Genomic DNA, 25,846 nt, shown 5'->3' on the forward strand with positions numbered 1-25,846 from the left:
TTGACGGAAAGGTTATCCGGTGAATTTCACACTTCATCGGACGTATAGTGAATCATGGAAAGGTTTCGCCCCCTCGTCTCCGCTTCTACGCCCGGGCTCTCGTCTGCGAGGACTCGGTTGCCCCAGGCGATCTCTCTGATTGATGAGCGTTTCGACCACGATTCCTGTGGAGTCGGATTTGTAGCTTCGGTAGAGGCTGCGGCCTCCAATCAGATTCTCGCTCAGGCGCTGACCGCCCTGGCCCGGCTGGCACATCGTGGTGCTACTGCGGCGGACGGCAAAAGCAGCGATGGCGTAGGCGTGCTGACTGCGATTCCCCGTGATTTTCTGATCCAGTCCAAAGGTCTGTCCATCAGTCCCGAGACGCCGCTTGGCGTGGGCATGGTCTTCATCCCGAAGGAAGAGACCCGTGCGGAGGCTGTGATTGAGCGAGCTCTGCAATCGCACGATTTTAAAGTGCTTTGTTGGCGCGATGTTCCAGTAAAGATCGAGAATCTCGGTGAGATGGCTCTCTCTACCATGCCGAAGATCCGGCAGGTTTTTGTGATTGACGGCGAACATGCCGATCCGTCGACGATGGAGCGTCGTCTCTATCTTGCAAGGAAGCAGTTCGAGCGCTCTCACGAGAATGGGGATGTCGAGGGATATATCTGTTCGATGTCGACCCAAACCATCGTTTACAAGGCCATGTGTACCGGCCATGACCTGGCCTTGTTCTATCCAGACCTAGCGTCGACCGACTTTGTCACTCCCTTCGCCATCTTCCATCAGCGATACGCTACCAACACGCTTCCCACCTGGCACCGCGCCCAGCCGGGAAGAATGACCGGGCACAACGGAGAAATCAACACCGTTTGGGGTAACCGGGCACGCATGGCGGCACGCGACTCAACATTGCCTGTGGAGTGCAAGCCGGTTCTGACCCAGGGAGGTACCGATTCGACCAGCATGGATGAGGCTGTCGAACTGATTTCGCGAAATGGCCGCACACTTCCAGAAGCCATGCGAATGCTGATGCCCCCTGCAGCCGCATCCGGGCGGAACTCTTCCTTCCTGCGCTATCACTCCGACTGTACCGAGCCATGGGACGGTCCTGCAGCCATCGCCTTTTCTAACGGCCGTGTAGTCGGTGCTGTGCTCGATCGCAACGGACTGCGTCCCTGCCGTTACGCAATCACGAATGACGGCCTTGTAGTCGCCGGTTCGGAGATCGGCCTGGTTGACCTTGACCCCAATACCGTCGTCCACAGCGGACGCCTCGGACCTGGGCAGATGCTCGTCGTTGACCTGGAAAAGCATCAGGTTTACGAGGACGAGGAACTGCTGGCGATGTTCGATGCAGACCCCATCTACTCCAAGCTCCTCGAAGACGCCCCGCTCGTTGGCAAACCGGTCTCAGCGACCGAACCAGCAGCATTGACGGCGTTACAGAAGGGCTTTGGCTACACCCGCGAAGATGTCCGGATGATCCTTCAGCCGATGGCGACCGAAGGCAAGGATGCGGTCTGGTCGATGGGTGATGACACGCCTCTGGCGTTCCTCGCGCGCACGCCGCGCCCCATATATGCGTACTTCCGCCAACGGTTTGCGCAGGTCACAAATCCGGCCATCGATCCGCTGCGCGAGGCCTGCGTTGTATCGTTGCACACCCGTCTCGGCCCCTGGCCTCATCTGCTCGATAAGAACTCTCCTCTGCCAGGTCTTGCGCTCTCCTCACCTTTCCTCTCTCTTGGGCAGGTGCAGGCCCTCCGCGCTGGAGACTACCCGCACGCCGCTGAACTAAATTTTGCTGAGCTGTCCTGCGTCTTCGCTTCGAGCATGACCCTGATCCAGGCGTTGGACCAGCTTTCGAATAGGGCAATTGAACTGGTGAGGAGCGGGGCGCGGCTCCTGTTGTTGAGTGACCGTGCTGCTACGCCGCAGACGCTCCCAGTCCCGATGGCTATGGCAACGGGCGCAGTTCACCAGGCGCTGGTAGCTGCTGGCCTGCGAACCCTTGCCGGCATCGCTGTCGAAGCAGGCGACGCCCGTGACATTCATCACGTCGCCGTTCTGATCGGTTATGGCGCAGGAGCGGTCTGTCCGTGGCTCGCGCTGGAGACCGGTCGCGCGCTGGCTCCGGCCGGAACCGAGCCCGATGTCGCCGAGAAGAAGATGCTGAAGGCACTCGACGCCGGTCTGGCAAAGGTCATGTCGAAGATGGGAATCTCCGTGGTAGACAGCTACCGCAGCGCCCGGCAGTTCGACATCCTCGGCCTGCACTCGAGTGTGGTCGAGCGTTGCTTCCCGAACACGCCAGCTCCGCTCTCTGGAATCGGGTTTACGGAAGTCGATCGACATCTACGTCAGACCTGGCAGCCTTCAGAAACAGTCGCCGCACAGGCTGATCTGCCCGACTATGGGTGGGTACGGTTCCGCAAGGCGGAGATGGCAGAACCTCATGCCTGGCAGCCGCCCACGGTTAAGGCGCTGCAATCGGTGGTAGGGAGTGCCCGCAATGTTCCGCCTCCTGCGGATCCTTCGGCCGCATTCGCTATCTTTACCAAGGATGTGGTTGCACGCGATCCGGCGATGCTGCGCGATCTCCTCGAGATTCGTCCGGCAGGATCGGAGCTTCCGCTCGATCAGGTTGAGGCGCCAGCCAGCATCACCAAACGGTTTGTGGCCAGCGCCATGTCACTTGGCTCGCTCAGCCCCGAAGCTCATCAGACGATCACCGCTGCAATGAACATGCTGCAGGCGCGTTCGAACACGGGGGAGGGCGGAGAGGACGCTGCCGTTTACCGGAAGCATCCAGTGGGTACTGAGGGCATGCCGGGCACTGGTGGCTTCAGCGCTGCCATGAATGCTCAGGGCGGTGTCGCCGTGGCGGAGCCTCCCGTTCAGGCTCCTGCTGTACACGTCTCACTGAACAACAAGATCAAGCAGATTGCCTCCGGGCGTTTCGGAGTTACCGCTGAGTACCTGGCCCACGCGGAGGAGATCGAGATCAAGGTGGCACAGGGTGCAAAGCCTGGTGAAGGCGGACAACTTCCTGGCCACAAGGTGAGCGGGCTTATCGCACGTCTGCGGCATGCGCAGCCCGGCGTTTCGCTGATCTCGCCGCCGCCACACCACGATATCTACTCGATCGAGGACCTGGCGCAGCTCATCTATGACCTGAAGCGGGTGAACCCGAAGGCAACCGTTGGCGTCAAGCTGGTATCCGGTTGCGGGGTGGGAACTGTTGCAGCAGGCGTAGCCAAAGCCTATGCAGATTACGTGGTCATCGCTGGCAACACGGGTGGAACCGGTGCGGCCGCTCTCTCGAGCATCAAGTATGCCGGTAACCCGTGGGAGTTGGGTCTGGCAGAGGCGCAGCAGGTCCTCATGCAGAACGGTATGCGCGGACGTGTCCGTCTGCGGACCGATGGCGGTCTTGCGACAGCACGTGATGTTCTCGTCGCAGCGCTGCTCGGAGCCGATGAGTACGCTTTTGGGACGGCGGTGCTCGTGGTTTTGGGTTGTGACATGGCGCGTCAATGCCACCTCAATACCTGTCCTACCGGTATCGCAACCCAGAAACCAGAATTGCGAGCAAAGTTCCGTGGCAAGCCCGAACATGTGGTTCAGTTCTTCAAAGAGCTCTCCGCCGACCTGCAGCATCTGCTCGCGCGCTATGGCCTGCCTTCTCTTGAGGCAGCGGTAGGCCGTTCAGATCTTTTGGAGCAGGTCCGCTTTGACGGTAACCTCGATCTTGCGCCCATGCTGGCACAGCCTGCCGATGGCCCTCGCCGCTGGATGGGTGGACGGAATGATCAACCATTGCCGAACCCTCCGATCGATGAGAAGTGGGTCGCCCCCGCTCTCGAAGCGGTCGAGGCTGGCAGGCCGTACGTGGTTGAGTCGCCCATCGCAAACTGCGACCGCTCCGTGGGTTCTCGTCTCGCCGGTGAGTTGGCACTTCGCCGCGCACAGGCCGATCTTGAAGCAGACGTTACTTTTGATCTGCATGGGACGGCGGGACAGTCGTTTGGAGCATTTGCTGTCGATGGGATGAAGCTGATCCTTGACGGGCAGGCAAACGACTTTGTAGGCAAGGGGCTTTCCGGAGGCGAGATAGTAATCCGTCCACGAGGGCTTGCTGCAAAAGACAGCGGACAGCACGTCATTCTGGGCAATGTTGCTCTCTACGGAGCAACGTCTGGAAAGCTGTTCGCCGCGGGCCGAGCGGGTGAGCGGTTTGCTGTTCGGAACTCCGGTGCCATCTCCGTCGTGGAAGGTGTTGGCGACCATGGCTGCGAGTACATGACGGGCGGCACGGTGGTTGTGCTCGGCAAGACAGGGCTGAACTTTGGAGCTGGAATGACTGGGGGCCTGGCATGGGTCTACGACGTCGAGGGATCTTTCATGTCAGAGGCGAAGTATCACCCCGAGTTTATAGATCCACAAGGCTTTACCTCTGTCGATCCGGCCGTTCAGGGTGCTCTGAAAGAACTCATCGAAGAGCACGTGTCCGTCTCGGATAGCGGTCTTGCCAAATCGCTGCTTCTGGATTGGACGGAGAAATCGAAGTTCTTTGTTTGCCTGAGTCCGAAGACGCAGGGCTAACGATCCGACCTCCAGGTGGCGCTCCTCAAACACTGCGACTTGAATAACCCCGGCTTCGGCCGGGGTTTCGTTTTTGCGCATCTTGCCACTTCCTTCTTGGCAAGGAAGTCCGCTTTCTTTAGAGTGGCGGCAATCGAGTTTTCGTGTATGGAACGGGTTTGGCCCGGGCTACGATCGCGCTGCAAGGGGGATGGGGTGGCTGAGGCGGGCAGAACAACACCTGCTACTGGGGTGTCCGGTGATAAATATCAGCGAATTCTCGACGCGGCAGTAGAGGTGATCGCAGAACGCGGCTATTTCAACTCGCCGGTAAGTGCCATCGCAAAACGGGCAGGTGTTGCTGATGGAACCCTCTATCTTTACTTCAAGAGTAAGGACGAGGTTCTGCGAACCGCCATCGATACGACGTTCGAGGGCTTCTTCAAACAGGTAGAAGCTCAATTTCAGGTTCTCGCAGATCCCCGGGAGAGACTGGAATATATCGTCAGGATTCATCTCGAAAGTCACAGCATCAACCGCAGTATGACCGTTCTCATGCAAACCGAGATGCGGCAGAGTGCAAGATTTATTGCGGAGTTTTCGCACCACCATCTTGTGAGGTATATCCAGCTTGTGCGGGAGGTCATTCGTGAGGGCCAGGGACAGGGGATCTTCCGCCAGGATGTGTCCGATGGATTTGTAGCGCACTGCATGTTCGGGGCAATCGATGAACTCTTGAGCTCCGCAGTCTTCACCGGACGCGAGTATGATGCGAAGGCAACAGCTCGGCAGCTGCTGGATGTGTTATTGCATGGTATTGCTCCGCATTGTGTTCGCGAAGCGCAAGGCTTGGACTGAGATCAGAAGGACACTTCTAATAACGCTGGCGCTTCAAATCTTTCACCGATCGTCAGCTCGAACGCAATGGGACAGGATGGCTAGGCAGGCATGTTCGATTTGAGGACAGTGAATGATGTTCTGGTACGAGCGACAGCGCGAGGTGATCGTCCCGCACTGATGGCTCAGACGGCGGCCGCAGAATGGTCTCCCATCTCATCGGTTGAGTTATATGGGCGTGTCCGCGCACTTGCAGATGTGCTTCGGAGCTGGGGAGTGGAGAAGGGCGACCGAGTAGCCATTCTCTCCGAAAACAGGTGGGAATGGCCGGTGACGGACTTTGCCGCGCTGGCGGTGGGGGCGGTTGATGTCCCGCTCTACCCGACCCTTACCGCAGATCAGATCGGCTATATGCTTCGCGACTCTGGAGCCAAGGTCGTATTCGTCTCCACTTCAGAGCAGTACCACAAGGTCCGTCAGACGGGTGATCTGCCGGATCTGAAGTTTGTCGTCGTGATGGATGCGGGAAATCATGAAGGAGCTGAACGCTTCTCGGACCTGATGCAGGACGCCGTCGAGAAACAGAACAGGGATGCCGCCTTCGACGTGATGTTGAAGACGGTGCGATCCGAAGACCTCGCCACCATTATCTATACCTCCGGCACAACCGGCGACCCGAAGGGCGTCATGCTGACGCATGGAAATCTTGCCAGCAATCTAAACTACTCCACCGGTCCTCTGGGCCTTAGCGACAAAGACACAGGCATCTCCTTCCTTCCGCTTTCGCATGTCACAGCGCGTCACCTGGACTATGCGTTGATGTGCCACGGAACCAAGGTGGCATACTGCGCCAAGTTTGATCAACTGGCTGAGGCGATGAAGGTGGTAAAGCCAACGATCTTTGTGGCGGTCCCGAGAGTCTATGAAAAGATCCGCCAGGCTGTTGAGGGCAAGTCCGCGGGATCCCCGCTAAAACAGAAGATCTTGAACTGGGCTCTTCAGATTGGGAAGGCTCACCGTCCAGAGGTGATTCAGGGTAAAAAACCGCATGGCTTTGCATGGTCCCTCGCCAACAAGTTGGTCTTCAGCAAGATTGCGGACGCCTTTGGAGGCCATGTCCGCATCTTCATCGCCGGAGGAGCACCTTTGGGGATCGATACGGCTGGGTGGTTTGCCGATGCGGGAATCTCGATCCTTGAAGGCTATGGTCTGACGGAAACTTCGCCGGTGATCGGCCTGAACTATCCCGAAGTAAACAAGCTTGGGACGGTAGGGCGGCCACTCGAAAACGTGCAGTGCAGGTTCGCCGAGGATGGAGAGCTCGAAGTAAAAGGTCCATCGGTCTTTGTCGGATACTGGAAGAAGGAGCGGGAGACAAAAGAGGCGTTCAGTGGAGATCAGTGGTTCAGGACCGGGGACATCGGCAACATCGACGAGCAGGGCTTCCTGTCGATCACCGATCGCAAGAAAGAGCTCCTAAAGACCAGTGGCGGCAAGCTGATTGCGCCGCAGCCGATCGAAAACAAGTTGAAGGCAAATACCTTGGTAGGGAATGCCGCAATGGTCGGCGACAAACACAAGTTCGCCTGCGTGTTGATCTCTCCCAATCTCACGGCGCTCAAGAGCTGGGCAAGCGGACAAGGGCTGCAGACAGAAGATATTCCCTCACTGGTTAGAGATCCCAAAGTTGTCCAGGCGTATCACGAGATCGTCAACCGGGTAAACCAGGGTCTCGCTCACTTCGAGAGCATCAAACGCGTATGCGTTGTTCCCCACGAATGGAGCGTGGAGACGGACGAGCTAACTCCAAGCCTCAAACTGAAGCGGCGCGTGGTCGAGAAGAAGTACGCAGAACAGATCGCAGAGTTTTATACAGATGAGGCTACCTCAAGAGAATAGGAATCGCTGTACCCCGAAACAACAGGCGAAGCTCCCAGCAGTGCGTACGACTGCCGAGTTGCCTTTCAGCCGACCGTGCGCACACAGGACTCAAGCAGACAGGAGAGTTGGATGAAGGGAAAACTGCGTTTTCTGGGGCTGATGCTGCTTGCTGCTCAGATGGGAGTTGGCCAGATCGCCGGTCCTCCCTCGTGTCCTGTTCAACCGGGTGGCAGACCGGTCAGCCTGACGCCGGCCAGGCGGCCCACAGCAGAGCAGATTCAGCAGACAGCGGAGAAGGCAGCGGCCGACCCGACGGTCATCGTTGCAGCAGAGCCGATCCAGAACTTTGGAGTAGAGCGATACCGACTCGCTGACTATGCCGAGTGCACCGGCGGTGGAGGCTGCTACTGGTCCGATCTTGATGCGCAGACCAGAAGGGCAGAGACTATCCTCGACCGTGTGCTTGCGTTGAAGCGACCCTCGGAGAAGCTGGCGGTCGTACTCGACATTGATGAGACGTCGTTGTCGGGCTTCTGTGAGATCAGACGCGAAGACTACGGTTTCCTCCTCATGCCGATGAACCACTGGATGGCCACGCCAGAGGCAGCCATGCCTATCCCCGGAACGCTGCGGCTCTTCAACAAGGCACGAGCAGCTGGCATCGACGTATTTTTCATCACTGGCCGATGGGACGGACTCCGCGACGCGACCGCGAGCAATCTGAAGCTGGCCGGCTTCGAGGGATGGAGCGGATTGGCCCTCAGGACAGGGCCTCAAAAACAGATGTCTACCGTCGACTACAAGGGGCAGGAGCGTCAGAAGATCGTTGATGCGGGTTATCGCATCGTATTGAATATGGGTGATCAATGGAGCGACTTGAACGGAGAGGCTCGAGCCGAGACGAGTGTGAAGCTGCCGAATCCGTTTTACTATCTTCCTTGATCGCGGAGGTAAAAGATGGGATCGGCAGATACTTCGGAGGAGGAACAGATAAAGACGTTCCTTCGGCCAGCAGCACAGGAGCGAAGGCGCTTCTTGAACCCCCTTCCCACCACCGTTGGCGGGTGGGAGACAATGCGGAAGGTGCTTCCTCTCTACTTGTCCAGTAAGGAAGAGAAGTTTCCTCGAACTCCTCCCGGACCATTCCGAACTGATCCGAGCCTCTATGACACCCCGCCCACAAGCGGCCTGCGGATTACATGGATGGGACACTCCTCGAGTCTGATCGAGATCGACGGCAAACGAGTGTTGCTTGACCCTGTGTGGGACGAGAGAGCCTCTCCGTTGCGATGGGCCGGACCAAGACGGTTCTTTCCGGCTCCGCTCAAATTGCAGGACATGCCCCAACTGGATGTCATTGTCATCTCACATGACCACTATGATCATCTCGGGGAATCGACGATACGATCCCTGACTCGCATGCCCGCAATGAGCAGTACCGAGTGGGTCACATCTCTCGGGGTCGGTGAAATCCTCGAGGAATATGGTGTGAAGCGCCGCAAGATCGTAGAACTTGACTGGACCCAGACCGTTGGCGACTCATCCCTCGAGATAACTGCGCTGCCTTCGAGACATTTCTCCGGCCGGAGTATGTTCAACCGATTCGAGACGCTGTGGTCTTCCTTTGTCATTAAAGGGCCGCAACACAAGATCTACTACGGTGCAGATTCGGGCTGGTGGCCGGGATTCGAAGAGATTGGGAAGACGTATGGTCCCTTCGATATCAGCATGCTTGAGATAGGCGCGTATCACGAACTCTGGAGTGAGATTCATCTGGGCCCGGAGGGTGCGATCAATGCATTCGAAGCGCTGGGTAGCAGTGGGCTTCTGATGCCCATCCATTGGGGACTCTTTGACCTTGCCCTGCACGGATGGAGAGACCCCATCGAGCGTATCTGCGAGATCGCGGACGAGAAGAAGATTCCACTCTGGATCCCTACGCCTGGCCTGCCGACAGAGATTATAGGGGCAGCCTCTCTGCGGTCGGAATGGTGGCGCTGAGCCTGCGGTATGATTCTGGCGTCGTAGAAAAGGAGATTCGATGCGTGTTGGAATGTTGACTGGTGGTGGAGATTGCCCAGGGCTCAATGCTGTAATTCGTGGCGCAGTGAGGAAGGGAATCCTGCATCATGGTGACGAGTTCGTGGGATTCATGGAAGGCTGGCGAGGCGTTCTGGACAACACCACAATGCCCCTAAACCTGGAGACAACCTCAGGAATTCTGCACAAAGGGGGTACGATCCTCCGCTCGTCTCGAACGAATGTGAAGAAGATTCCGGGAGGGTTCGAGAAGTGCGTCGAATCAATTGAAAAGAACAAACTCGACGCGCTGATTGCTTTGGGCGGCGACGACACACAATCCATCTCACTTGCACTCAGCGAACGCGGCGTGAAGTGCGTCGGAGTGCCGAAGACGATCGACAATGATCTGAATGGCACCGATGTATGCTTTGGCTTCGATACGGCCGTCAGCATCGCGACAGAGGCGATTGACCGTTTGCACTCGACGGCTGAGGCTCACAATCGCGTCCTGGTCGTTGAAGTGATGGGAAGAGACGCCGGATGGATTGCGATCACCTCCGGTATCGCTGGCGGTGCCGATGTCATCCTGATTCCTGAAGTTCCTGTTGACATCGACGAGGTGTGCAGGCTTCTGAAATATCGTTACGACCGCGGCAAGAAGTTCTCGATCGTTGTGGTGGCCGAAGGGGCGCATCTTCCCGAGAGTGGACAGGCAACTCATGGCACCTCCGTTGACGCCTTTGGACACGTTCGGTTGAGCGGTGTCGCTCAAGCTTTGGCAGAGGAGATCGAAAGCCGAACCAAGTATGAGACTCGCAGCGTAAACCTCGGGCATACGCAACGTGGAGGAACGCCGACCGCCTATGACCGGATGCTGGCAACCCGTTATGGAGTCGCCGCGATCGATCTGGTCCATGCAGGCAAGTTCGGCAGGTTAGTCGTTCTGAAGGGAACTCAGATTTCTGATATCCCTCTCGCCGATGCAATCTCAAAGAACCGGACAGTAGGTGACGATCTTCTCGAGGTAATGCGCAGCCTTCAGCCCCCGGCAAATGCTGTTTGAGGATTAGTTATCAGCCATTTGGGATCGATGCCTGAAGAATTCAATTGAACGGGCGCAGAAAAGGGATTACAAAGAGTGTGCCGGGGTTTAGCTGGCTCTTTCCCTTTTTACGCCCGTTTCTTTCGGTTTTTGGAGGTCTCGACGATGGCACAGGTTCAGATGGCACTGCGCGAAGTGATGGATATCCGTCAGGCGTCAGAATATCTCGGGATCAGCGGCGACACTCTATACCGCTACGCTTCAGAGGGGTTTATTCCTGCGTTCAAGCTGGGCAACCGCTGGCGATTCAAAAAGACTCTCCTGGACGCCTGGATGGACGAGAAGAGCGGCGTGAAGCCCTCGACTCCAGAGATGGTTACCTCCAAGCAGAAGAAACCTTCAGGGCGCGCCCGCTAAAAACTCCTGCGCCTTCCCTCGACCACCGGAATCTATCACTCTCATGAAAGAGATTGTTCGCTGCAGCTGGGCCGAGAGTGATCCTCTGTTGTCTTCCTACCACGACGAAGAGTGGGGCGTACCGGAGTACGACAGTCGCGCCCTTTGGGAGAAGCTTATGCTGGATGGTTTCCAGGCCGGACTGTCATGGTTGACTATCCTGCGGAAACGAGATGGATTTCGGCATGCTTTCCACAACTTCGATCCCGCAAGAGTTGCCCGCATGAACGAGACCGATGTAAACCGTCTTTTGCTTGATGCAGGCATCATTCGCTCCCGGGCCAAGATCGAGGCGACGATTGGGGGAGCGAAGGCCTTCCTGAAGATGAAGGCGAACGGTGAAGATCTCTCTGAATTTGTATGGGGAATGGCTGGCGGAACGCCCATCCGTCACAAGAGTGGGAAGGTGCCAGCCAAAACAGAACTGTCCGAGAAGATCTCGAAAGAGTTGAAGAAGCGGGGATTCAAGTTTGTCGGGCCGGTAATCGTCTACGCATGGATGCAGGCAACGGGCATCGTCGACGATCACGCTCCTGATTGCTTTCGCCGCGCCCAGGCGTAACGCGCTCCTCTGCGGTGTTTCAGGCTGGCTGCAAGGTGTGGAGGGTAAGCTCCGGCGGACAGTCGAAACGGAATGGCAATCCGACAGATCCGATCCCTCGATTGACGTAGAGCTGCAGCGGGATCCCATCAAACCGGAAATGTCCCATCACGTATTTCTGACCCATCGGCGGCAGGATGAGTGGCCCATAGAACGGGATCCGCACCTGACCGCCATGCGAGTGCCCTGACAGCATCAGCGCAACGGATTTTCCGCGTGGGTGCCGGATGACGGTATCTGCATAGTCGGGTTCGTGGACCATCAGCAGTACAGGACCATCTGGCTTCTCGGGAATGGTCAGGTTCAGATCGGGTCTCCTGGTACCCGCATCGTCCGAACCGCAGAGCCAGATACGAGAGTCCCCGCGTTCGATGGGGACATGCTGATTCACCAGCACCGGGATCTTCTTTGAGTTGAGCGCCTCTATGACAAGCGGTGCACTCACGCTGACGTCATGGTTTCCCAACACGGTGTAAACCTGCGGAGTCTTGAGGGTGCTCAGAATCTCGGCGCAACGGTACGCCGCATGATGGCTGTCGATAAAGGTTAGCGATCCGCGGGTAACAAAATCGCCCGTCACAAGCACAAGATCAGGAGCCAGTTCGTTGATGCGATGGACGACATGCTCCAGGAAAAAAGGCTCCGTGAACTCGTCGAGGTGAATGTCGGAGATCTGTGCGATGCGAAAGCCGTGAAAGGCTCCGGGCAAATCACGGACTGAAATGGTGGTCTTCACCAGATCGATCTCGTGGCGTGCGATCTCACCGGCGTAGAAAGCCAGTCCCGCGGCAGCAACGCCGGATCCAAGAATAAATTTACGACGTGATAAGCGCGAAGGCGAGGAGCCCCCCGGCGAAACGGACATAGAGTTCATGATAACGGTTCCTGCGCTCCAGATCCTACCCTGTAATGCCCCCCGGTTGAGTAGAATCAAAAGGATGAACTTTAGGGCCAGAAAAGCAGCAGCGACCCGGGCAGTCAGAGCGCTCGGGGCAGACGGTTTGCTCGTCACGCATCCGGCTGATGTGCGCTATCTCTGCGGATTCACGGGATCGAACGCCGCTCTCGTCCTGGCAGGTGGCAAGTCTGTCCTGTTTACGGATGGAAGATACACCCTGCAGGCAAAGAATGAGGCGCTCGGAACCCGAGTGACGATCGTGTCCAACAGACCCGTTCTACCGGCCGCTTGTGAATGGATCGTGCAGACTGGAATCAAGCGGTGCGGCTTCGATGCGGCGGTTACGACGGTGGCCACGCTCGAATCCCTGCGAAAAGAAGTTCCTGCACGGATTCGGCGCAGCCTGTTTATGGCGCTTCCGTCGCCGGTTGCCAGGCTGCGGCAGGTCAAAGATTCCGACGAGATCTCGAAGATCCGGGCGGCGGCCAATCTGGGGTGCGAACTCTTTGACGACATGCTTGAGTATCTTCGGCCAGGACTGACGGAGATCGATGTCGCCTCTACACTCGAATATCGCGCGCGCCAGGGCGGTGCGGAGGCAATGTCTTTCGACACCATCGTTGCGAGTGGAGAGCGCAGTGCGCTGCCCCATGGTCACGCCAGTATGGCGAAGTTGCCCCGTCGTGGCTTCGTGACGCTCGACTTCGGCGTCGTCCTGGACGGCTATATGAGCGATATGACCCGCACTGTTCACCTTGGAAAGGCACAGGCCTCCGAGAGAGACGTGTATGATGCGGTTCTGGAAGCGCAGGAGGCGGCAGTTGCGATCGTTGCCCCCGGTGTAACCGCTGGCGAGGTCGACGAGGCTGCACGCAGTGTGCTGCGCAGGACTGGACTGGATCGTTGGTTTACTCACTCGACAGGGCATGGGGTGGGGTTGGAGATTCATGAAGGACCGCGGCTCGGTGCGAAGCAAACCCAGCAGCTTGAGCCGGGGATGGTGGTCACGGTTGAGCCAGGAGTCTATATGCCTGGTCAGTTTGGCCTCAGAATTGAAGATATGGTTCTAGTCACGTCAGGAGGGCACGAAATCCTGACGCCGAGTGTAAAAGCCTGGATTGAGCTGTAAACAACGAGAGAAGTGCCGCAACAGGCACAGGAGCGAAGATGGACGGAACAAAGATGCAGGAGCTTCGGGAGCTGGTCGAATTTCTCAAAGCGAACGAGATTGCAGAGTTCGATATGGAACAGCCCGATCTGAAGGTGCGGATCAAGTTTGCGGGTGAGCCCGCTCCAGCTGCGGCCCCCGGAGGAATCGATCTGGCTCAGTTGAGCCGGCTGGTGGCATCCGCTCCCGGCAGTGCAGCCCCGGCAACTGCCGCCTCGGTTGCTGCTTCGGCTGAAGCTCCTGCCGCGACGGAGAAGCTGCACGAGGTCAAGTCGCCTATCGTCGGTACCTTTTACGAGTCTCCGGCCCCGGGCGCGCCGCCTTTTGTTCAGGTTGGCGACCAAATCGAGGCTGGCCAGGTGCTTTGCATCGTGGAAGCGATGAAGCTGATGAATGAGATCGAATCCGACATGGCGGGAGAAGTCGTCCGCAGGATTGCCAGCAGCGGACAGCCTGTAGAGTATGGCCAGCCTCTCTTCGAGATTCGTCCACGCTAACCGCACAAGATGGGCATGACAGCCTTACATTCACAAGAAAGTTCTACGGAAGGCATCTGAAGTATGTTTCGGAAGGTACTGATTGCAAATCGTGGGGAGATTGCGCTGCGCGTCATCAGCGCGTGCAAAGAGTTAGGTATCCGTACGGTTGCGGTTTACAGCGAAGCTGACAGAAATTCGCTGCACGTCAAGTTCGCCGATGAAGCCATCTGTATCGGTCCCCCACGCTCTGCAGAGAGCTATCTCAATGTTCCGGCGGTGATCTCCGCCGCCGAGATCGCCGATGTGGACGCAATCCATCCTGGATATGGCCTGCTCAGCGAAAATGCAAACTTCGCTGAGGTCTGTCGCGCCTCCAATATCAAGTTCATCGGACCTCCTCCGGAGGTCACGCGCATGATGGGAGAAAAATCTACCGCGCGCCAGACGATGAAGAAGGCGAAGGTGCCAATCCTTCCGGGATCGGATGGTGTGATCGCGAGCGAAGGTGAGGCTCTGGAATGGGCGAAGACTGTCGGCTATCCGGTGATCTTGAAGGCGGTCGCGGGCGGTGGTGGTCGAGGTATGCGCATCTGCCGCAATGCTGAAGAACTTCCCGGACTGTATAACCAGGCTTCGACGGAAGCTGCGGCGGCGTTCGGCAACGGCGACCTCTATATGGAGAAGTTCATCGAGCGTCCGCGTCATATCGAGTTCCAGGTGCTGGCAGACGAGCACGGTAATGTGATGAGCTTCGGGGAGCGCGAGTGCTCGATTCAGCGCCGCCATCAGAAGCTCATCGAAGAGGCTCCAAGTCTGCAGATCACACCTAAGCTGCGTGAGGAGTTGGGCAAGACGATCAAGAAGTCTCTTGAGAACATCGGATACTGGAATGCTGGCACGATCGAGTTCCTGATGGACGAAGACGGCAAGATTTACTTCATCGAGATGAATACCCGTATCCAGGTCGAGCACTGTGTCACTGAGATGGTCACTGGAATCGACCTCGTGAAGTCGCAATTGAAGATAGCTGCCGGAGAAAAGCTCAGTTCCGTCGTACCTGGCCCGATCGAGATTCGCGGCCATGCCATCGAGTGCCGGATTAACGCCGAGCATCCGGAGAAGTTCACTCCGAGTGCCGGCAGAATCACCGCCTTCAATGTTCCCGGAGGGAATGGTGTGCGTGTTGACACCGCTCAGTACGCGGAGGGTGTGGTTCCCCCTTACTACGATTCCATGATCGCGAAGCTGATCTGTCACGGTAAGGATCGTGAAGAGGCGATGAACCGGATGCAGCGGGCGCTCAGCCAGTTTGTAGTGCAGGGGATTCACACTACGATTCCGCTGCACCAGCGCATCTTTGCTGACGAAGACTTTCGTGCCGGGAAGTTCGACACCAAGTTCATGGAGCGTTTCCTGGAAAAACAGAAGGGTAGCTAAGATGGATCCGATGAGTTCACAGGCTTCTCCATCGACCCGGCTCCGTACTCACCGTGTCTGGTGCTCCTCTGCCAGGCCTGCGGGGAATTAGCCGGTGGAAGAGAGCTCGGATAAGCAGTCTCCTTCCGTTAAGCTCCCCCGCCTCTATGCCATTGTGGATGCGGAGACAATCGCCAGCAGGGGAATCGGCCTTAAGGCGTTTGTCCAGGAGCTCCGGGATGGAGGCGTCACCCTTCTGCAGTACCGGGACAAGCAGGGAAGTAAAGATCAGATTCTTGAGAACGCTGGCGTCATCTCAGAGATCTTCAGCGCAACGACTGCAACCCTGGTCATGAATGATTCCCCGGAACTGGCCGCAGAGGCAGGCTGGTCTGCAGTGCATGTCGGACAGGGCGATGTAGCTGTTGCGAAGGCTCGTCAGGCTCTCTCGACCGGCTCTCTCGTTGGCTGTTCCACCCATACCCCTGAACAGGTGAGTGCAGCGGATGCTGCTGGCGCCGACTACATTGCGATCGGGCCGGTCTTTGCTACCTCCAGCAAGCTCAATCCGGAACCGGTCGTGGGACTGGAAGGCGTGCGTCAAGCGCGTTCGCTAACACGCGGCCCGCTCGTTGCCATAGGAGGGATCACACTGCAGAATGCCGCCAGTGTGATCGAAGCGCGAGCGGACAGTGTAGCCGTCATCGGAGCTCTTTTGCAGCCGGGTGAAAGGCCGTCTCAACTTGTGAGAGCCTTTCTGGATTTACTGTCGCGCTGACATATTCGTTCCCTGATGACTGAGTTTTGATGTCAATTTGCTATGCTTCGTCTGGAACCTTCAGCAGCGAAACGGAAGATGAGCTTCAACGGGGAAAAATGCTCCAGGGAACAGTTACGGTTGTAATCCCGGTCTATAACGGGCAGCGGTTTATCCGTAGGGCGGTCGATAGCATCCTCAAGCAGACCTACCCTGTGACGCAGATTATTGTTGTGGATGACGGGTCGAAGGACGCGACCTGCTCCATCGTCGAATCTGAGTATTCCGACCAGGTAATACTCCTCCGTCAGCAGAACGGTGGCCCGGCAAAGGCGAGAAATGCAGGTCTCCGAATCGCCATCGGAGAGTTCATTGCCTTTCTGGATGCGGATGACTGGTGGGAGCCCGAAAAGATCGCAACCCAGGTGAAGGTACTCCGGGAACACCCGACTGCAGTTGGGAACTACACAGGACTGCGCGTTATGAGCGATGAAGGAGCGCACCTGATCGATCTCAAGCCGGTCGATCACACCACGCTCTGGCCCACGCTTCGCTGGTGTAATCCCGGTGTACCTCCGTCATCGGTCTTGCTGCGTCGGGCGGTGCTCGAGGAGTTGGGCGGCGGATTTAATGAGCGCCAGTTGGGAAGTGAAGACTGGAATCTCTGGTTTCGTCTCATCACGAAGGGGCCATTCTGTGTCTGTCCCGAGCCGTTAACGGATTATCGATCGAGTGCCGGTGGTCTCAGTGGCGATGCCAACCACATGTACAACGATTTTATGAAGATGCTGGACGACACGCTGCTCGGAGATATGACTGGCCTGCAGCGTTCTCTCTGGCGGCGAAGGATCATCAGCTATCAGGCCTTCAAGGCTTGCCTGACCGCACGTGCGGCGGGAGATAAGAAGACCGAGCGAGAGTACATGAAGAAGTCTCTGCTCCAGTGGCCCTCTCCCTTCTGGGCGTCGGAGCGCTTTCGTTTCTTCGCAGTAACGCTGCTCCGCACCTAACGAGAAGATGTTGCAAGACTTTCTTCGATATTTGGGATAGAAAAGACTGCAACGTGAAGATTTCTACAAAGCAAGCTGACCCAACCTCTGCAGCGCAGCCACAGTTTGTACAGGGCATGGGGCTGTTCTCTGCAACAGCAATCGTGATGGGATCCATGATCGGTTCCGGCATCTTCATCGTGCCGGCAGACATGTCACGTCTCCTGGGTTCACCGGCATTGCTGATCGCTGCATGGCTGATCACCGCAGCCATGACGATAATCGGTGCTCTGAGCTACGGGGAACTCGCAGCCATGATGCCTAAAGCTGGCGGCCAGTACGTCTATCTACGCGAGTCCCTGGGGCCGTTGTGGGGCTTCCTCTATGGGTGGACCCTGTTTCTGGTTATTCAGACCGGGACTATCGCGGCTGTCGGCGTCGCGTTCGGGAAATTTCTCGGCGTCTTCTTTCCATCCGTCAACACCAGCCATTGGCTCTGGCATATAGGACACGTTCCTGCCTGGCATGTAGGTCCGATGATCCTCGGAAACATGGACATCGGCGTTAACACCGCGAACCTGGTTGCCATCGTGATCATCATCCTGCTGACCCTGCTCAACACCTTTGGCATAAGGATGGGGGCGGCGGTCCAAAATCTCTTCACCTCGGCAAAGGTTCTTTCGCTTGCCGCAGTCGTCCTTGTAGGCGTCGTTGTTCGTAACGCCACGGCGCTCGCGACCAACTTCGGCGAGGGGTGGCGGAACTTCTGGGCGGGTGCAGGATGGCACTCCCTTCATCCGTCACAGCTGGGCGGAACGGAACTCGTCGGGGTCTTAACTATCCTCGCCATCGTCCAGGTAGGCTCGCTCTTCAGCGCCGACGCCTGGAACAACGTTACCTTTACAGCCGGAGAGATCCGCAATCCTAAGCGCAATCTTCCACTCTCGCTGGCAGTGGGAACCGGCGTTGTTCTGCTTCTCTATGTGCTCTGCAACTTCGTCTTTCTTAGCGTGCTTCCCCTCGCCGGCAACCCGCATGCCGCAACCATCACGGGGAGGGGAATTCAGTTCGCTACGGAAGATCGCGTGGCGACGGCCGTGATGGAGTTCGCATTTGCCGGCTACGGCGCAAAGCTGATGGCGCTCGCGATTCTGATCTCGACCTTTGGCTGCGCGAACGGGATGCTGCTGGCAGGAGCGCGAGTCTATTACGCGATGAGCCGCGACGGTCTGTTCTTCAAATCGGTCGGCAAATTGAGCGAGCGCTCCAACACTCCCGTCAACTCGCTCTGGGTTCAGTGTGTCTGGACCTGCCTGCTGTGTCTTTCGGGCAGCTATGGTCAGCTGCTGGACTATGTGATCTTTGCCGTCCTGATCTTCTATATTCTGACAATCATGGGGCTTTTTGTGCTTCGCCGGACCAGGCCTGAGGCGCCGCGTCCCTACCGGGCTTTCGGGTATCCGGTGCTGCCGGCTCTCTATATCGTCATGGCAGCCTGGATTTGTCTTGTACTATTGCGTTACAAACCTCAATATACCTGGCCGGGTCTGATCATCGTTCTGCTTGGTGTTCCGGTGTATCTGGTATGGAGGCGGCAGGGCGCTGCGATCGAGGCGGAAGCCGCTGAGTTGCGAACCACCGGGATGTAAAGAAGGAGAACCTTAAGACATTATGTCGATGCTGTTTGCAAGAAAGTCGATGGATGCGCTAATGTCGGAGGCGCGCGAAGAGGGTGAACATACCCTTGAGCGCGCTCTGGGACCGTTCCAGTTGACGGCGCTCGGTGTGGGAGCCGTGATCGGAGCCGGAATCTTTGTCCTCGCAGGCCTTGGTGCTCACTACGCGGGTCCGGGCCTGATGCTCTCCTTCGTTTTGAGCGGCCTGGGTTGTGCGTTTGCCGGTCTCTGCTACGCCGAGTTTGCGGCGATGATTCCGCTCGCCGGTTCTGCCTATACCTACGCCTACGCCACCCTTGGCGAGTTGATCGCCTGGATCATCGGCTGGGACCTCACGCTCGAGTATGCGATGGGCGCCAGCACGGTGAGCTCCGGCTGGTCGAATAACTTCGTCGAGTTGCTGGACGTCTTCCACGTGAAGTTCCCCTTATGGCTCGCCTACGACCACTGGACGGGCCTCAGGAAAGCCATGGAAGAGGTCGCGCGCCAGGTGATGGCGACAAACTTCTCGTCGCTGGTTCCGGGAACGCAGGCGTACATCAAGCAGATGAGTGATCTGATCGCGGCGCCTTCTACCGATATGGTCACGCGGGCGCACGCAGTTCTCGGAGCTCCTGTGCTCTTCGGGCACGAGATCGGCATCAATCTGCCGGCTCTGCTGATCGCTTTGGTCATCACAACTGTCCTTGCCATCGGGATCAAGGAGTCGGCAAAGTTCAATACTGCCATCGTGGTGGTGAAGGTTGCGGTGGTGCTGTTCGTTCTCGGGTTAGGTGCGAAGTACGTTCACCCTGGCAACTGGGGCTCGAACTGGCACGAGTTCGCTCCCTTCGGCCTGAGCGGTATTGGTGCGGGCGCGGCTTACATCTTCTTCGCGTACATCGGCTTCGACGCAGTCTCGACGACGGCGCAGGAGGCCAAGAATCCTCAGCGCGATCTCCCGATCGGGATGATTGCGTCGCTGTTTGTCTGCACTCTGCTCTACATCGGTGTTGCCGGTGTCCTGACGGGAATGGTGCCGTGGCAGTCCGTCAACATCGAGGCTCCTATCGCGCGCGCATTTCTGGACCGTGGACTCACCTGGGCCAGCGACATCATCGTCGTCGGTGCTCTGGCGGGCCTGACGAGCGTGATGCTGGTGATGTTGCTGGGGCAGACTCGCGTTCTGTATGCGATGGCGAGCGACGGCCTTCTTCCCAGGAAGTTCTTTGCCGAGGTTCATCCCCGCTTCCGCACCCCCTTCCGCAACACCTTCCTGGTGGGAACGCTGGCAGGAATCGTCGGAGCGGTAACGCCGATCGACGACATCGGCAAGATGGTGAACATCGGCACGCTGCTGGCATTCGTGATCGTCTGTATCGCGATCATGGTGCTCCGCAAGACCGAGCCGGAGAAGCACAGGCCGTTCCGCACGCCCTGGGTTCCGTTTGTGCCGGTCATGGGAATCCTGTTCAACGGCTACATGATGATTAAGCTTGGATGGCTGAACTGGGCCCGGCTGATCGTGTGGCTGGTGATCGGCCTGGTGGTTTACTTCACCTACAGTGTGAAGCACAGCAAGGTCCGGGCACGGCTGCAGAACTCGGTGAAGGTGGAGGGGTAACCCCCCCATTTTGCGCAAATCTTCAATCCATTGGAGATAGGTCCGGACCTCGCGTTCGGAGCTATCTAGCAAAAGAAGCAAAAGGAGATTCCCGGTCGAGGAATCTCCTTTTGCCTGCTGCTTTAATCTTAACGAATCGGCGCAGGTGAATCGGCATTAATTTTTAGCTGTAAATCTATGCGTTATAAACAGCTTCTGCATTTCGCGGCCTTGACAAACCTCTTGGAAGCTAGCGTGACTGAGGGGCTGGCTGGGAGCGGGCCGATGGGGAGTTGGCCGGCGGGGATGCCGGTTGCGCTTTGGGCGAGTCCGTTGCAGGCGCAGGTGCCGGCTGAGTGTCCGGTGCGGTGGTTGGGGGTGCCGATTCGCTGGGCGGGGGCGCTACTGGTGCCGGAGCCGGAGGCGGAGGTGAGGGAGGCTGCGGAGCACGCGCGATCTGGATCGGGAGGTTGACCAGGTTGGCGGACGCGGGTTCATCCCGGAGCCGCAGATAGAAGCCGCTCTTTGGGGGGCGCGGCATGGTGAGTGTGTTGCTCACGTAGCCCTCAGGAACCGCTATGGGATTGGTGAAGCCGGGGTCGTTCGCCAGGGAGTCGACCAGGTAGAGATCTGAACCGCTGAGGGTGCAGGCGGCAGCGGGATCGGTGGGGCAGTGAATCTCCTGCAGATTGGGCAGGCGTACCAGATTTGCCAGCGAGATCCAGTCGCCTGCGGTTCCGTCCGCAGCGACAGGACGGAGGCGGACCGGCCCGAATGCGGAGGTCCCGAAGGCCTTCAGGGGATCGAAGGTTCCGAGAAGCGTACGTGAGTTCTGCAGGACGAGGCCTGAGGACATGGTCAGGTTGGTGTGGAGGGTCTCGTCTGCGTTCGCAATCTCGATCTGCCCGTTCCGCGGAAAAGGCGAAGACGAGTGCAGAGAGAAGGTGAGCTTCTGGGTGACGGGAAGGTCGTCGGGGTTAGCCAGATGGATCTGTGGACTCGAAGGCTGCGAGATGGCCTTGTTGAGCAGCGTGACCGATGGGCGAGGCGGATCGACGGTAACGGGAACACTGAGTGTGCGGCCATCGCGCAGAGCCACGTGAGCCGTGAGGTGATCTCCGGGATGGATGCCGGGCGCCTGCGCAGACTCAGGAAGAGAGACCGTGAGGTTCTGGATATGCTGCGTGGCGTCTTTCTGCGAGGGGTCGGCGACTGGCTCACCGATCGGTTGGAAGGTAAGGTCGCTGAGGACCAGTTGACGTACCTGATGGAGACTGGTTCCGGTGAGAGTAGCGGCCGTGTCGCCTGCATGGAGGGTGAGTGCATCGATCCGTGCGGGTTCAGAGAAGGTCTGTGCTGTGACTGCGGCCACCGGCGCACCGCCATACTGGTGGACGTCGAGGTGGATGTTACCGGGATCCACGGATTTGAGCGAAAGGGTGACGTCAACGACGTTGGGCTTGTCTGAGTGCTTCCACTCCGCCTCTTCCTTGCGGCCGGAGGCGCGGTCGAAGGTGATGGATTGAATGCAGGCTGTTCCGCTGGAGCTCAACGTCAGGTGATTGTCGCGGCCCGTGATCAGCTGTGGATTGTCGGTTGCGAGCTTCCACCCGGTTCCGGGTACGTCCTGGAGGGGCAGGGTTGGGCCGGTGAACTGGTCGAAGCCCCACCATCCCTTGATGGTTCCGGTGACAGCGGTCTTGGGCGCGCTGGCATCGGTCGGCTGTTTGGGCCCGTTAGAGGAGTCAGGCTTTTCCGACTGCTTCTTTGGTTCCTCGTCTTCCGAAGGGGACATGGGCAGGGCCTTCCGCTCAGAGGGGGATGAGAGGACGAGACCACCTTTGAATGGATCGGGATTCAGCGGAATGTCGGGACGCGTGGGTCCTCCGTTGAGATGGAGCACAAGGTCATGGGCGAATCCGGTCGAGAATACGAGCGGGGCTCCTTCGACAGGCAGTGTTACTCCGGGTTCAAGCATGCAGGTGACGTGCTTGGGGTCGGAGGCGCGCAACGGTGGAGGAACGGCATTTTGGATTGAGGGCAGGCCGATGACGATGACGGATTTCGGATTGTGGAACGAGGGAGCGGTGTTCAACCGCAGATTAAGCGCCTCTGCCTGAGGGAACGCGATCGCGGGGATGTACGTGGTACTGTGCCGTGTGAAGTGTGCTGGTGAGACGGACAAGGTCTACGACCGCGCCGACGTAGGCGCTATAGACTCCGCCTCCAGCCATGGAGGTTGCGGAGGCGGCGCTGATGAAGTCAGAACCGGAGCCATTGGACAGCATGGAGACTACGGTCTGGCCGTGACCGTCATCGAGAAGGGTCTGTGTGCCGGTCTGGGTGAGGCAGTTGTACTGCTGGTCGACGGGCTTGTTGAAGCATTCCTGGTTTGGCTTGAGGCTGAGAGTCCGGGCCAGGAGGGTCGAGTGCTCCTGGAGCGCCTTGGGATCGCCCGGAGGGACGGTCCTCATCGCGGCGAGATACTTTTCGATTCGCGCCTGTTCAAAGCCAGCTTCGGCGAGGTCCTGAGAGGCACGCACAAAGACGCCGGGGCGGCCCTGAACGGCGGAGCGAAGGGTGCTGAAGTCGCCCCCGGTCTCCGGGGCGAGGAAGAGCAAGGCCTGCTGGGCCTCATCCGGCACGGTGATGGTGAAGCCCTCGTCACGAACCTTCTTGTTCCAGGTCTCCATTTTGAAGAACCACTTGTCCGGCGGCGGATTGGTGGTGCCTCGCAGAAAGACAGCTACCAGAAGGTAGTGAACGGACTGGGTTCGGGGAAGGTCGGCAAACAGCCACAGCTTGTCTCCGGCGTGCAGGTTAGGCACGGCGGCGATCGGAAGAGTCTTGTCTCCTCGCGTGACACGTACGTCGATGCGAGGGCCGGTTAGATCGAAGCGTGCACCTGCCTCAGCAAAGGAGAGCCGGCAGCAGAGGAACAGTGCAAAGAGTCCAACAGCGGTGGCGCGCACGCGACCGGAACGGATTGCCATAGTTCCATTTTAGACGTGTGAGGGTAGAGAACCGGATGCAAAACAGGGCGGCAGAATGTATGTGCTCTATTTGTTACGGATACGGCCCGATGCCTGGTCGCTGGCGATGACTCCGTCACGGATGGTGACCACCCGATGGGCGTATTCGGCGATATCCGGCTCGTGGGTGACCAGAACGATGGTATTGCCGCGGGAGTGGAGCTCGTCGAAGAGGGCCATGATCTCGTCGCCGGTCTTGGAGTCGAGGTTTCCCGTTGGCTCGTCGGCGAGGATGATGGAGGGATTGTTGACGAGGGCCCGGGCGATAGCCACGCGCTGACGTTGACCGCCTGACAGCTCGTTGGGCTTGTGGAGCATGCGGGTGCCGAGGTTGACGCTTTCAAGAGCGGCTTTGGCTCTCTGTTCGCGCTCGACCGCCGAGGTTCCGTTGTAGATAAGGGGAAGTTCGACATTGTGCAGGGCGGTGGCACGGGCGAGCAGGTTGAAGGTCTGGAAGACAAAACCTATCTCTTTGTTGCGGATACGGGCCAGCTCGTCGTCGTTGAGCTCGGAGACGTCGTGCCCGTTGAGCCAGTATTTCCCCTGTGAGGGCGAATCGAGGCAGCCGATGAGGTTCATCAGAGTGGATTTTCCGGAGCCGGAGGGTCCCATGATGGCGACGTACTCGTTGTGGCGGATACGGAGATTGACGCCGCGGAGGGCGTGGACCTCCTGGTCGCCCATCTCGTAGGTCTTCCAGAGATTGTCGGTGACGATGACGTCACCGGGACGAGGACCGGCGATGTTGCTGAGAGGAGCTTCCACTGCGGTTTCAATAGCCATCCGAATCTCCGGTGCTTCGTTCCCGGCCTGGTGCGGCGCGAGGGTTCGAGAGCTGATTCTTAAGATAGTACTTTTCCAAGAGCTATACGACCGTGAGAGCCAAGAGGTTCCCGCGGAGAGGGTCGGCCGGTTTTCCGGAGTGGGCGTCAGGACTTGTCGGTGACGGTCTCCGGGGTGTTGTCTCGTTTGATGACAGTCCCGCTTTTGAGGGAGCGCAGGATTTTATAGCGTCCCGTTACGATCTCGTCCCCCTGCTTGAGCCCCTTGACGATCTCGATGTCGGTGGAGCCGGTGACTCCGGTGGTGACAGGTACAAAGACGGCTCGGAGCTTCTTGCGGTCGTTGCGGAGCAGATAGACGCCGGTGACCATCTGAGACTTAGACGCCGGGGGAGCAGTGCTGGCTGCGACGCCATTGGCCGCGGGCGCCTTGCCGTTGTTCTGCTCCAGGGATTTCTCGATGGCAGGGTTGCGCTGCACCAGAGCCTGAATGGGGATGGTCAGGGCATCGGAACGGTGTGCAGTGGTGATTTTGGCGGTGGCGGAGAGGCCCGGCTTGAGGTCGTCTGAGACCTGGTCGAGGGTGACGACGACCTTGAAGTCTTTGGCCTCCTCGGTTCCGGTGGTGGACTGGCTGGTCGCGAGTCCGGTGGTCCGGAGCAGGGCCTGATCTCCGACTTCAGTGACATGACCCTTGAAGATGCGGCCGGGAAGGGCATCCACGGTTACATCCACGGGTTGATTCATCGCGACGTTGACGATGTCCGTCTCATCCACCTTGACCTCGGCGGTGATGACGGACATATCGGCGAGCGTCATCAGGGTGGAGCCTTCGGCGTTCTGGATTCCGACGACGACGGTCTCCCCTTCGCGAACGGGCACATTGGTGACGAGAGCGTCAAAGGGGGCGCGGCTCTGGGTGAGGCCGAGGTTGTAGGAGTTTCCGCGCAGGGTAGCTACGGCCTGCTCGACGTGGCCCTGAGCCGAGGCGGTCTGGGCTTTCGCCTGCGCGACTGCGGCCTGGCGCTGCTGCAGGGTTGCGACGGAGACGTCATAGGCTGCCTTCTTGGCGTCAAAGTCCTGCCTGGCGATCAACTGATCCTTGTAGAGGGCGCTGGCACGGTCGAAGTCGAACTTCTTCTGCTCCAGGTCGGCTTTAGCCTGGGCGACGTTTGCTTCGGCGGTGCGCTCGGCGGCGCGATAGGATTCGACGTCGGTTTTAGAGGCGGCAATCGTAGCGGTCTGGGCCTGGACGGCAGAGGCGGGCTGCTCGCTTTCGACGGTGGCGACCAGTTGGCCGGCTTTGACGTGATCGCCCTCTTTGACGTAGAGGTGGGTGATCCGGCCGAAGGCGGTAGCTCCAACGTTGACATAGGTTTTAGGCTTGATCTGGCCTGTACCGCTGACCATGGAGATGAGATCCTGGCGGACGGCGTGTCCCGTGGCAACCTTTGTGACAGCACCCTGGTTGTGGATGATGCTGCCGACGACGACTCCAGCAAGAACCAGAACCCCGACAGCGATCAGGGCGATTTTTTTAAAGCTCATTGATTTTCTCTGCGTCTTTCTCCGGTTTCAGGCCGGATGGCGCTTTCCAATTGATGTTCTGCTTTGAGATACGGGGCTGGGACCCGTCCCGTTCCATTTGCGGCGAACCTT

At 58.3% G+C, this 25,846-nt stretch carries 20 protein-coding genes; 15 read left to right on the forward strand and 5 right to left on the reverse strand.

The window, feature by feature from the left end; translation table 11 throughout:
* Positions 1-54: 54 nt before the first annotated feature.
* The 8 genes from JAO29_RS03360 (at position 55) to JAO29_RS03395 (ending at position 11,369) form a co-directional block, all read left to right on the forward strand.
* Entirely contained in the window at positions 55-4,590 is a 4,536-nt protein-coding gene (locus tag JAO29_RS03360; RefSeq protein WP_334266764.1) for a glutamate synthase-related protein, read from the forward strand.
* 195 nt (positions 4,591-4,785) lie between these two features.
* The gene (locus JAO29_RS03365) at positions 4,786-5,427 is read left to right on the forward strand and encodes a TetR/AcrR family transcriptional regulator (protein ID WP_334266765.1); all 642 of its coding nucleotides are present in this window, start codon (positions 4,786-4,788) and stop codon (positions 5,425-5,427) included.
* Between the two features lie 90 nt (positions 5,428-5,517).
* Complete coding sequence (locus JAO29_RS03370; protein ID WP_334266766.1) at positions 5,518-7,305, forward strand: AMP-dependent synthetase/ligase; 1,788 nt, start codon at positions 5,518-5,520, stop codon at positions 7,303-7,305.
* A gap of 111 nt (positions 7,306-7,416) precedes the next feature.
* A complete protein-coding gene (locus tag JAO29_RS03375) occupies positions 7,417-8,229 on the forward strand; it encodes an HAD family acid phosphatase (protein WP_334266767.1) in 813 nt (270 codons plus the stop codon).
* A gap of 15 nt (positions 8,230-8,244) precedes the next feature.
* Complete coding sequence (locus tag JAO29_RS03380; protein ID WP_334266768.1) at positions 8,245-9,288, forward strand: MBL fold metallo-hydrolase; 1,044 nt, start codon at positions 8,245-8,247, stop codon at positions 9,286-9,288.
* A 40-nt stretch (positions 9,289-9,328) separates the two neighbouring features.
* Positions 9,329-10,372: a 6-phosphofructokinase gene (locus JAO29_RS03385; RefSeq protein ID WP_334266769.1), complete on the forward strand. Its 1,044-nt coding sequence runs from the start codon at positions 9,329-9,331 to the stop codon at positions 10,370-10,372.
* Between the two features lie 144 nt (positions 10,373-10,516).
* Positions 10,517-10,768 (forward strand): helix-turn-helix domain-containing protein, encoded by a 252-nt coding sequence (locus JAO29_RS03390; RefSeq protein WP_334266770.1) that lies wholly within the window; start codon positions 10,517-10,519, stop codon positions 10,766-10,768.
* Positions 10,769-10,811: 43 nt separating this feature from the next.
* Positions 10,812-11,369 (forward strand): DNA-3-methyladenine glycosylase I, encoded by a 558-nt coding sequence (locus JAO29_RS03395; protein WP_334266771.1) that lies wholly within the window; start codon positions 10,812-10,814, stop codon positions 11,367-11,369.
* 19 nt (positions 11,370-11,388) lie between these two features.
* Here JAO29_RS03395 and JAO29_RS03400 read toward each other — a convergent pair whose 3' ends face one another.
* Positions 11,389-12,282, reverse strand: coding sequence for a metallophosphoesterase (locus JAO29_RS03400; protein WP_334266772.1), 894 nt, complete (start codon positions 12,280-12,282; stop codon positions 11,389-11,391).
* Between the two features lie 64 nt (positions 12,283-12,346).
* Here JAO29_RS03400 and JAO29_RS03405 point away from each other — a divergent pair, with 64 nt between their 5' ends.
* From JAO29_RS03405 to JAO29_RS03435, 7 genes are all read left to right on the forward strand, one after another.
* On the forward strand, positions 12,347-13,435 hold the full coding sequence (locus tag JAO29_RS03405) for a Xaa-Pro peptidase family protein (RefSeq protein WP_334266773.1): 1,089 nt from the start codon (positions 12,347-12,349) through the stop codon (positions 13,433-13,435).
* Between the two features lie 38 nt (positions 13,436-13,473).
* Positions 13,474-13,971 (forward strand): acetyl-CoA carboxylase biotin carboxyl carrier protein, encoded by a 498-nt coding sequence (gene accB, locus JAO29_RS03410; RefSeq protein WP_334266774.1) that lies wholly within the window; start codon positions 13,474-13,476, stop codon positions 13,969-13,971.
* A 63-nt stretch (positions 13,972-14,034) separates the two neighbouring features.
* Positions 14,035-15,390, forward strand: a complete 1,356-nt coding sequence (gene accC, locus JAO29_RS03415) for an acetyl-CoA carboxylase biotin carboxylase subunit (RefSeq protein WP_334266775.1) — start codon at positions 14,035-14,037, stop codon at positions 15,388-15,390.
* A gap of 94 nt (positions 15,391-15,484) precedes the next feature.
* Positions 15,485-16,147, forward strand: a complete 663-nt coding sequence (thiE, locus tag JAO29_RS03420; protein WP_334266776.1) for a thiamine phosphate synthase — start codon at positions 15,485-15,487, stop codon at positions 16,145-16,147.
* A 98-nt stretch (positions 16,148-16,245) separates the two neighbouring features.
* The gene (locus JAO29_RS03425) at positions 16,246-17,136 is read left to right on the forward strand and encodes a glycosyltransferase family 2 protein (protein WP_334266777.1); all 891 of its coding nucleotides are present in this window, start codon (positions 16,246-16,248) and stop codon (positions 17,134-17,136) included.
* Positions 17,137-17,252: 116 nt separating this feature from the next.
* Positions 17,253-18,764, forward strand: coding sequence for an APC family permease (locus JAO29_RS03430; RefSeq protein WP_334266938.1), 1,512 nt, complete (start codon positions 17,253-17,255; stop codon positions 18,762-18,764).
* 22 nt (positions 18,765-18,786) lie between these two features.
* Positions 18,787-20,394: an amino acid permease gene (locus tag JAO29_RS03435; RefSeq protein ID WP_334266778.1), complete on the forward strand. Its 1,608-nt coding sequence runs from the start codon at positions 18,787-18,789 to the stop codon at positions 20,392-20,394.
* A 229-nt stretch (positions 20,395-20,623) separates the two neighbouring features.
* Here the strand turns inward: JAO29_RS03435 and JAO29_RS03440 are convergent, their stop codons facing one another.
* The 4 genes from JAO29_RS03440 to JAO29_RS03455 all read right to left on the reverse strand — a co-directional run bounded on the left by JAO29_RS03440 (position 20,624) and on the right by JAO29_RS03455 (position 25,735).
* Positions 20,624-22,468 (reverse strand): hypothetical protein, encoded by a 1,845-nt coding sequence (locus JAO29_RS03440; RefSeq protein ID WP_334266779.1) that lies wholly within the window; start codon positions 22,466-22,468, stop codon positions 20,624-20,626.
* Positions 22,469-22,475: 7 nt separating this feature from the next.
* Positions 22,476-23,366: a hypothetical protein gene (locus JAO29_RS03445; RefSeq protein ID WP_334266780.1), complete on the reverse strand. Its 891-nt coding sequence runs from the start codon at positions 23,364-23,366 to the stop codon at positions 22,476-22,478.
* 66 nt (positions 23,367-23,432) lie between these two features.
* Positions 23,433-24,188, reverse strand: a complete 756-nt coding sequence (locus tag JAO29_RS03450) for an ABC transporter ATP-binding protein (protein ID WP_334266781.1) — start codon at positions 24,186-24,188, stop codon at positions 23,433-23,435.
* Between the two features lie 146 nt (positions 24,189-24,334).
* Positions 24,335-25,735, reverse strand: coding sequence for an efflux RND transporter periplasmic adaptor subunit (locus tag JAO29_RS03455; RefSeq protein ID WP_334266782.1), 1,401 nt, complete (start codon positions 25,733-25,735; stop codon positions 24,335-24,337).
* Positions 25,736-25,846: the final 111 nt, after the last annotated feature.

The sequence above is a fragment of the Edaphobacter sp. HDX4 genome (assembly GCF_036877565.1).
In the GTDB taxonomy this organism is placed as follows: Bacteria; Acidobacteriota; Terriglobia; order Terriglobales; family Acidobacteriaceae; genus Edaphobacter.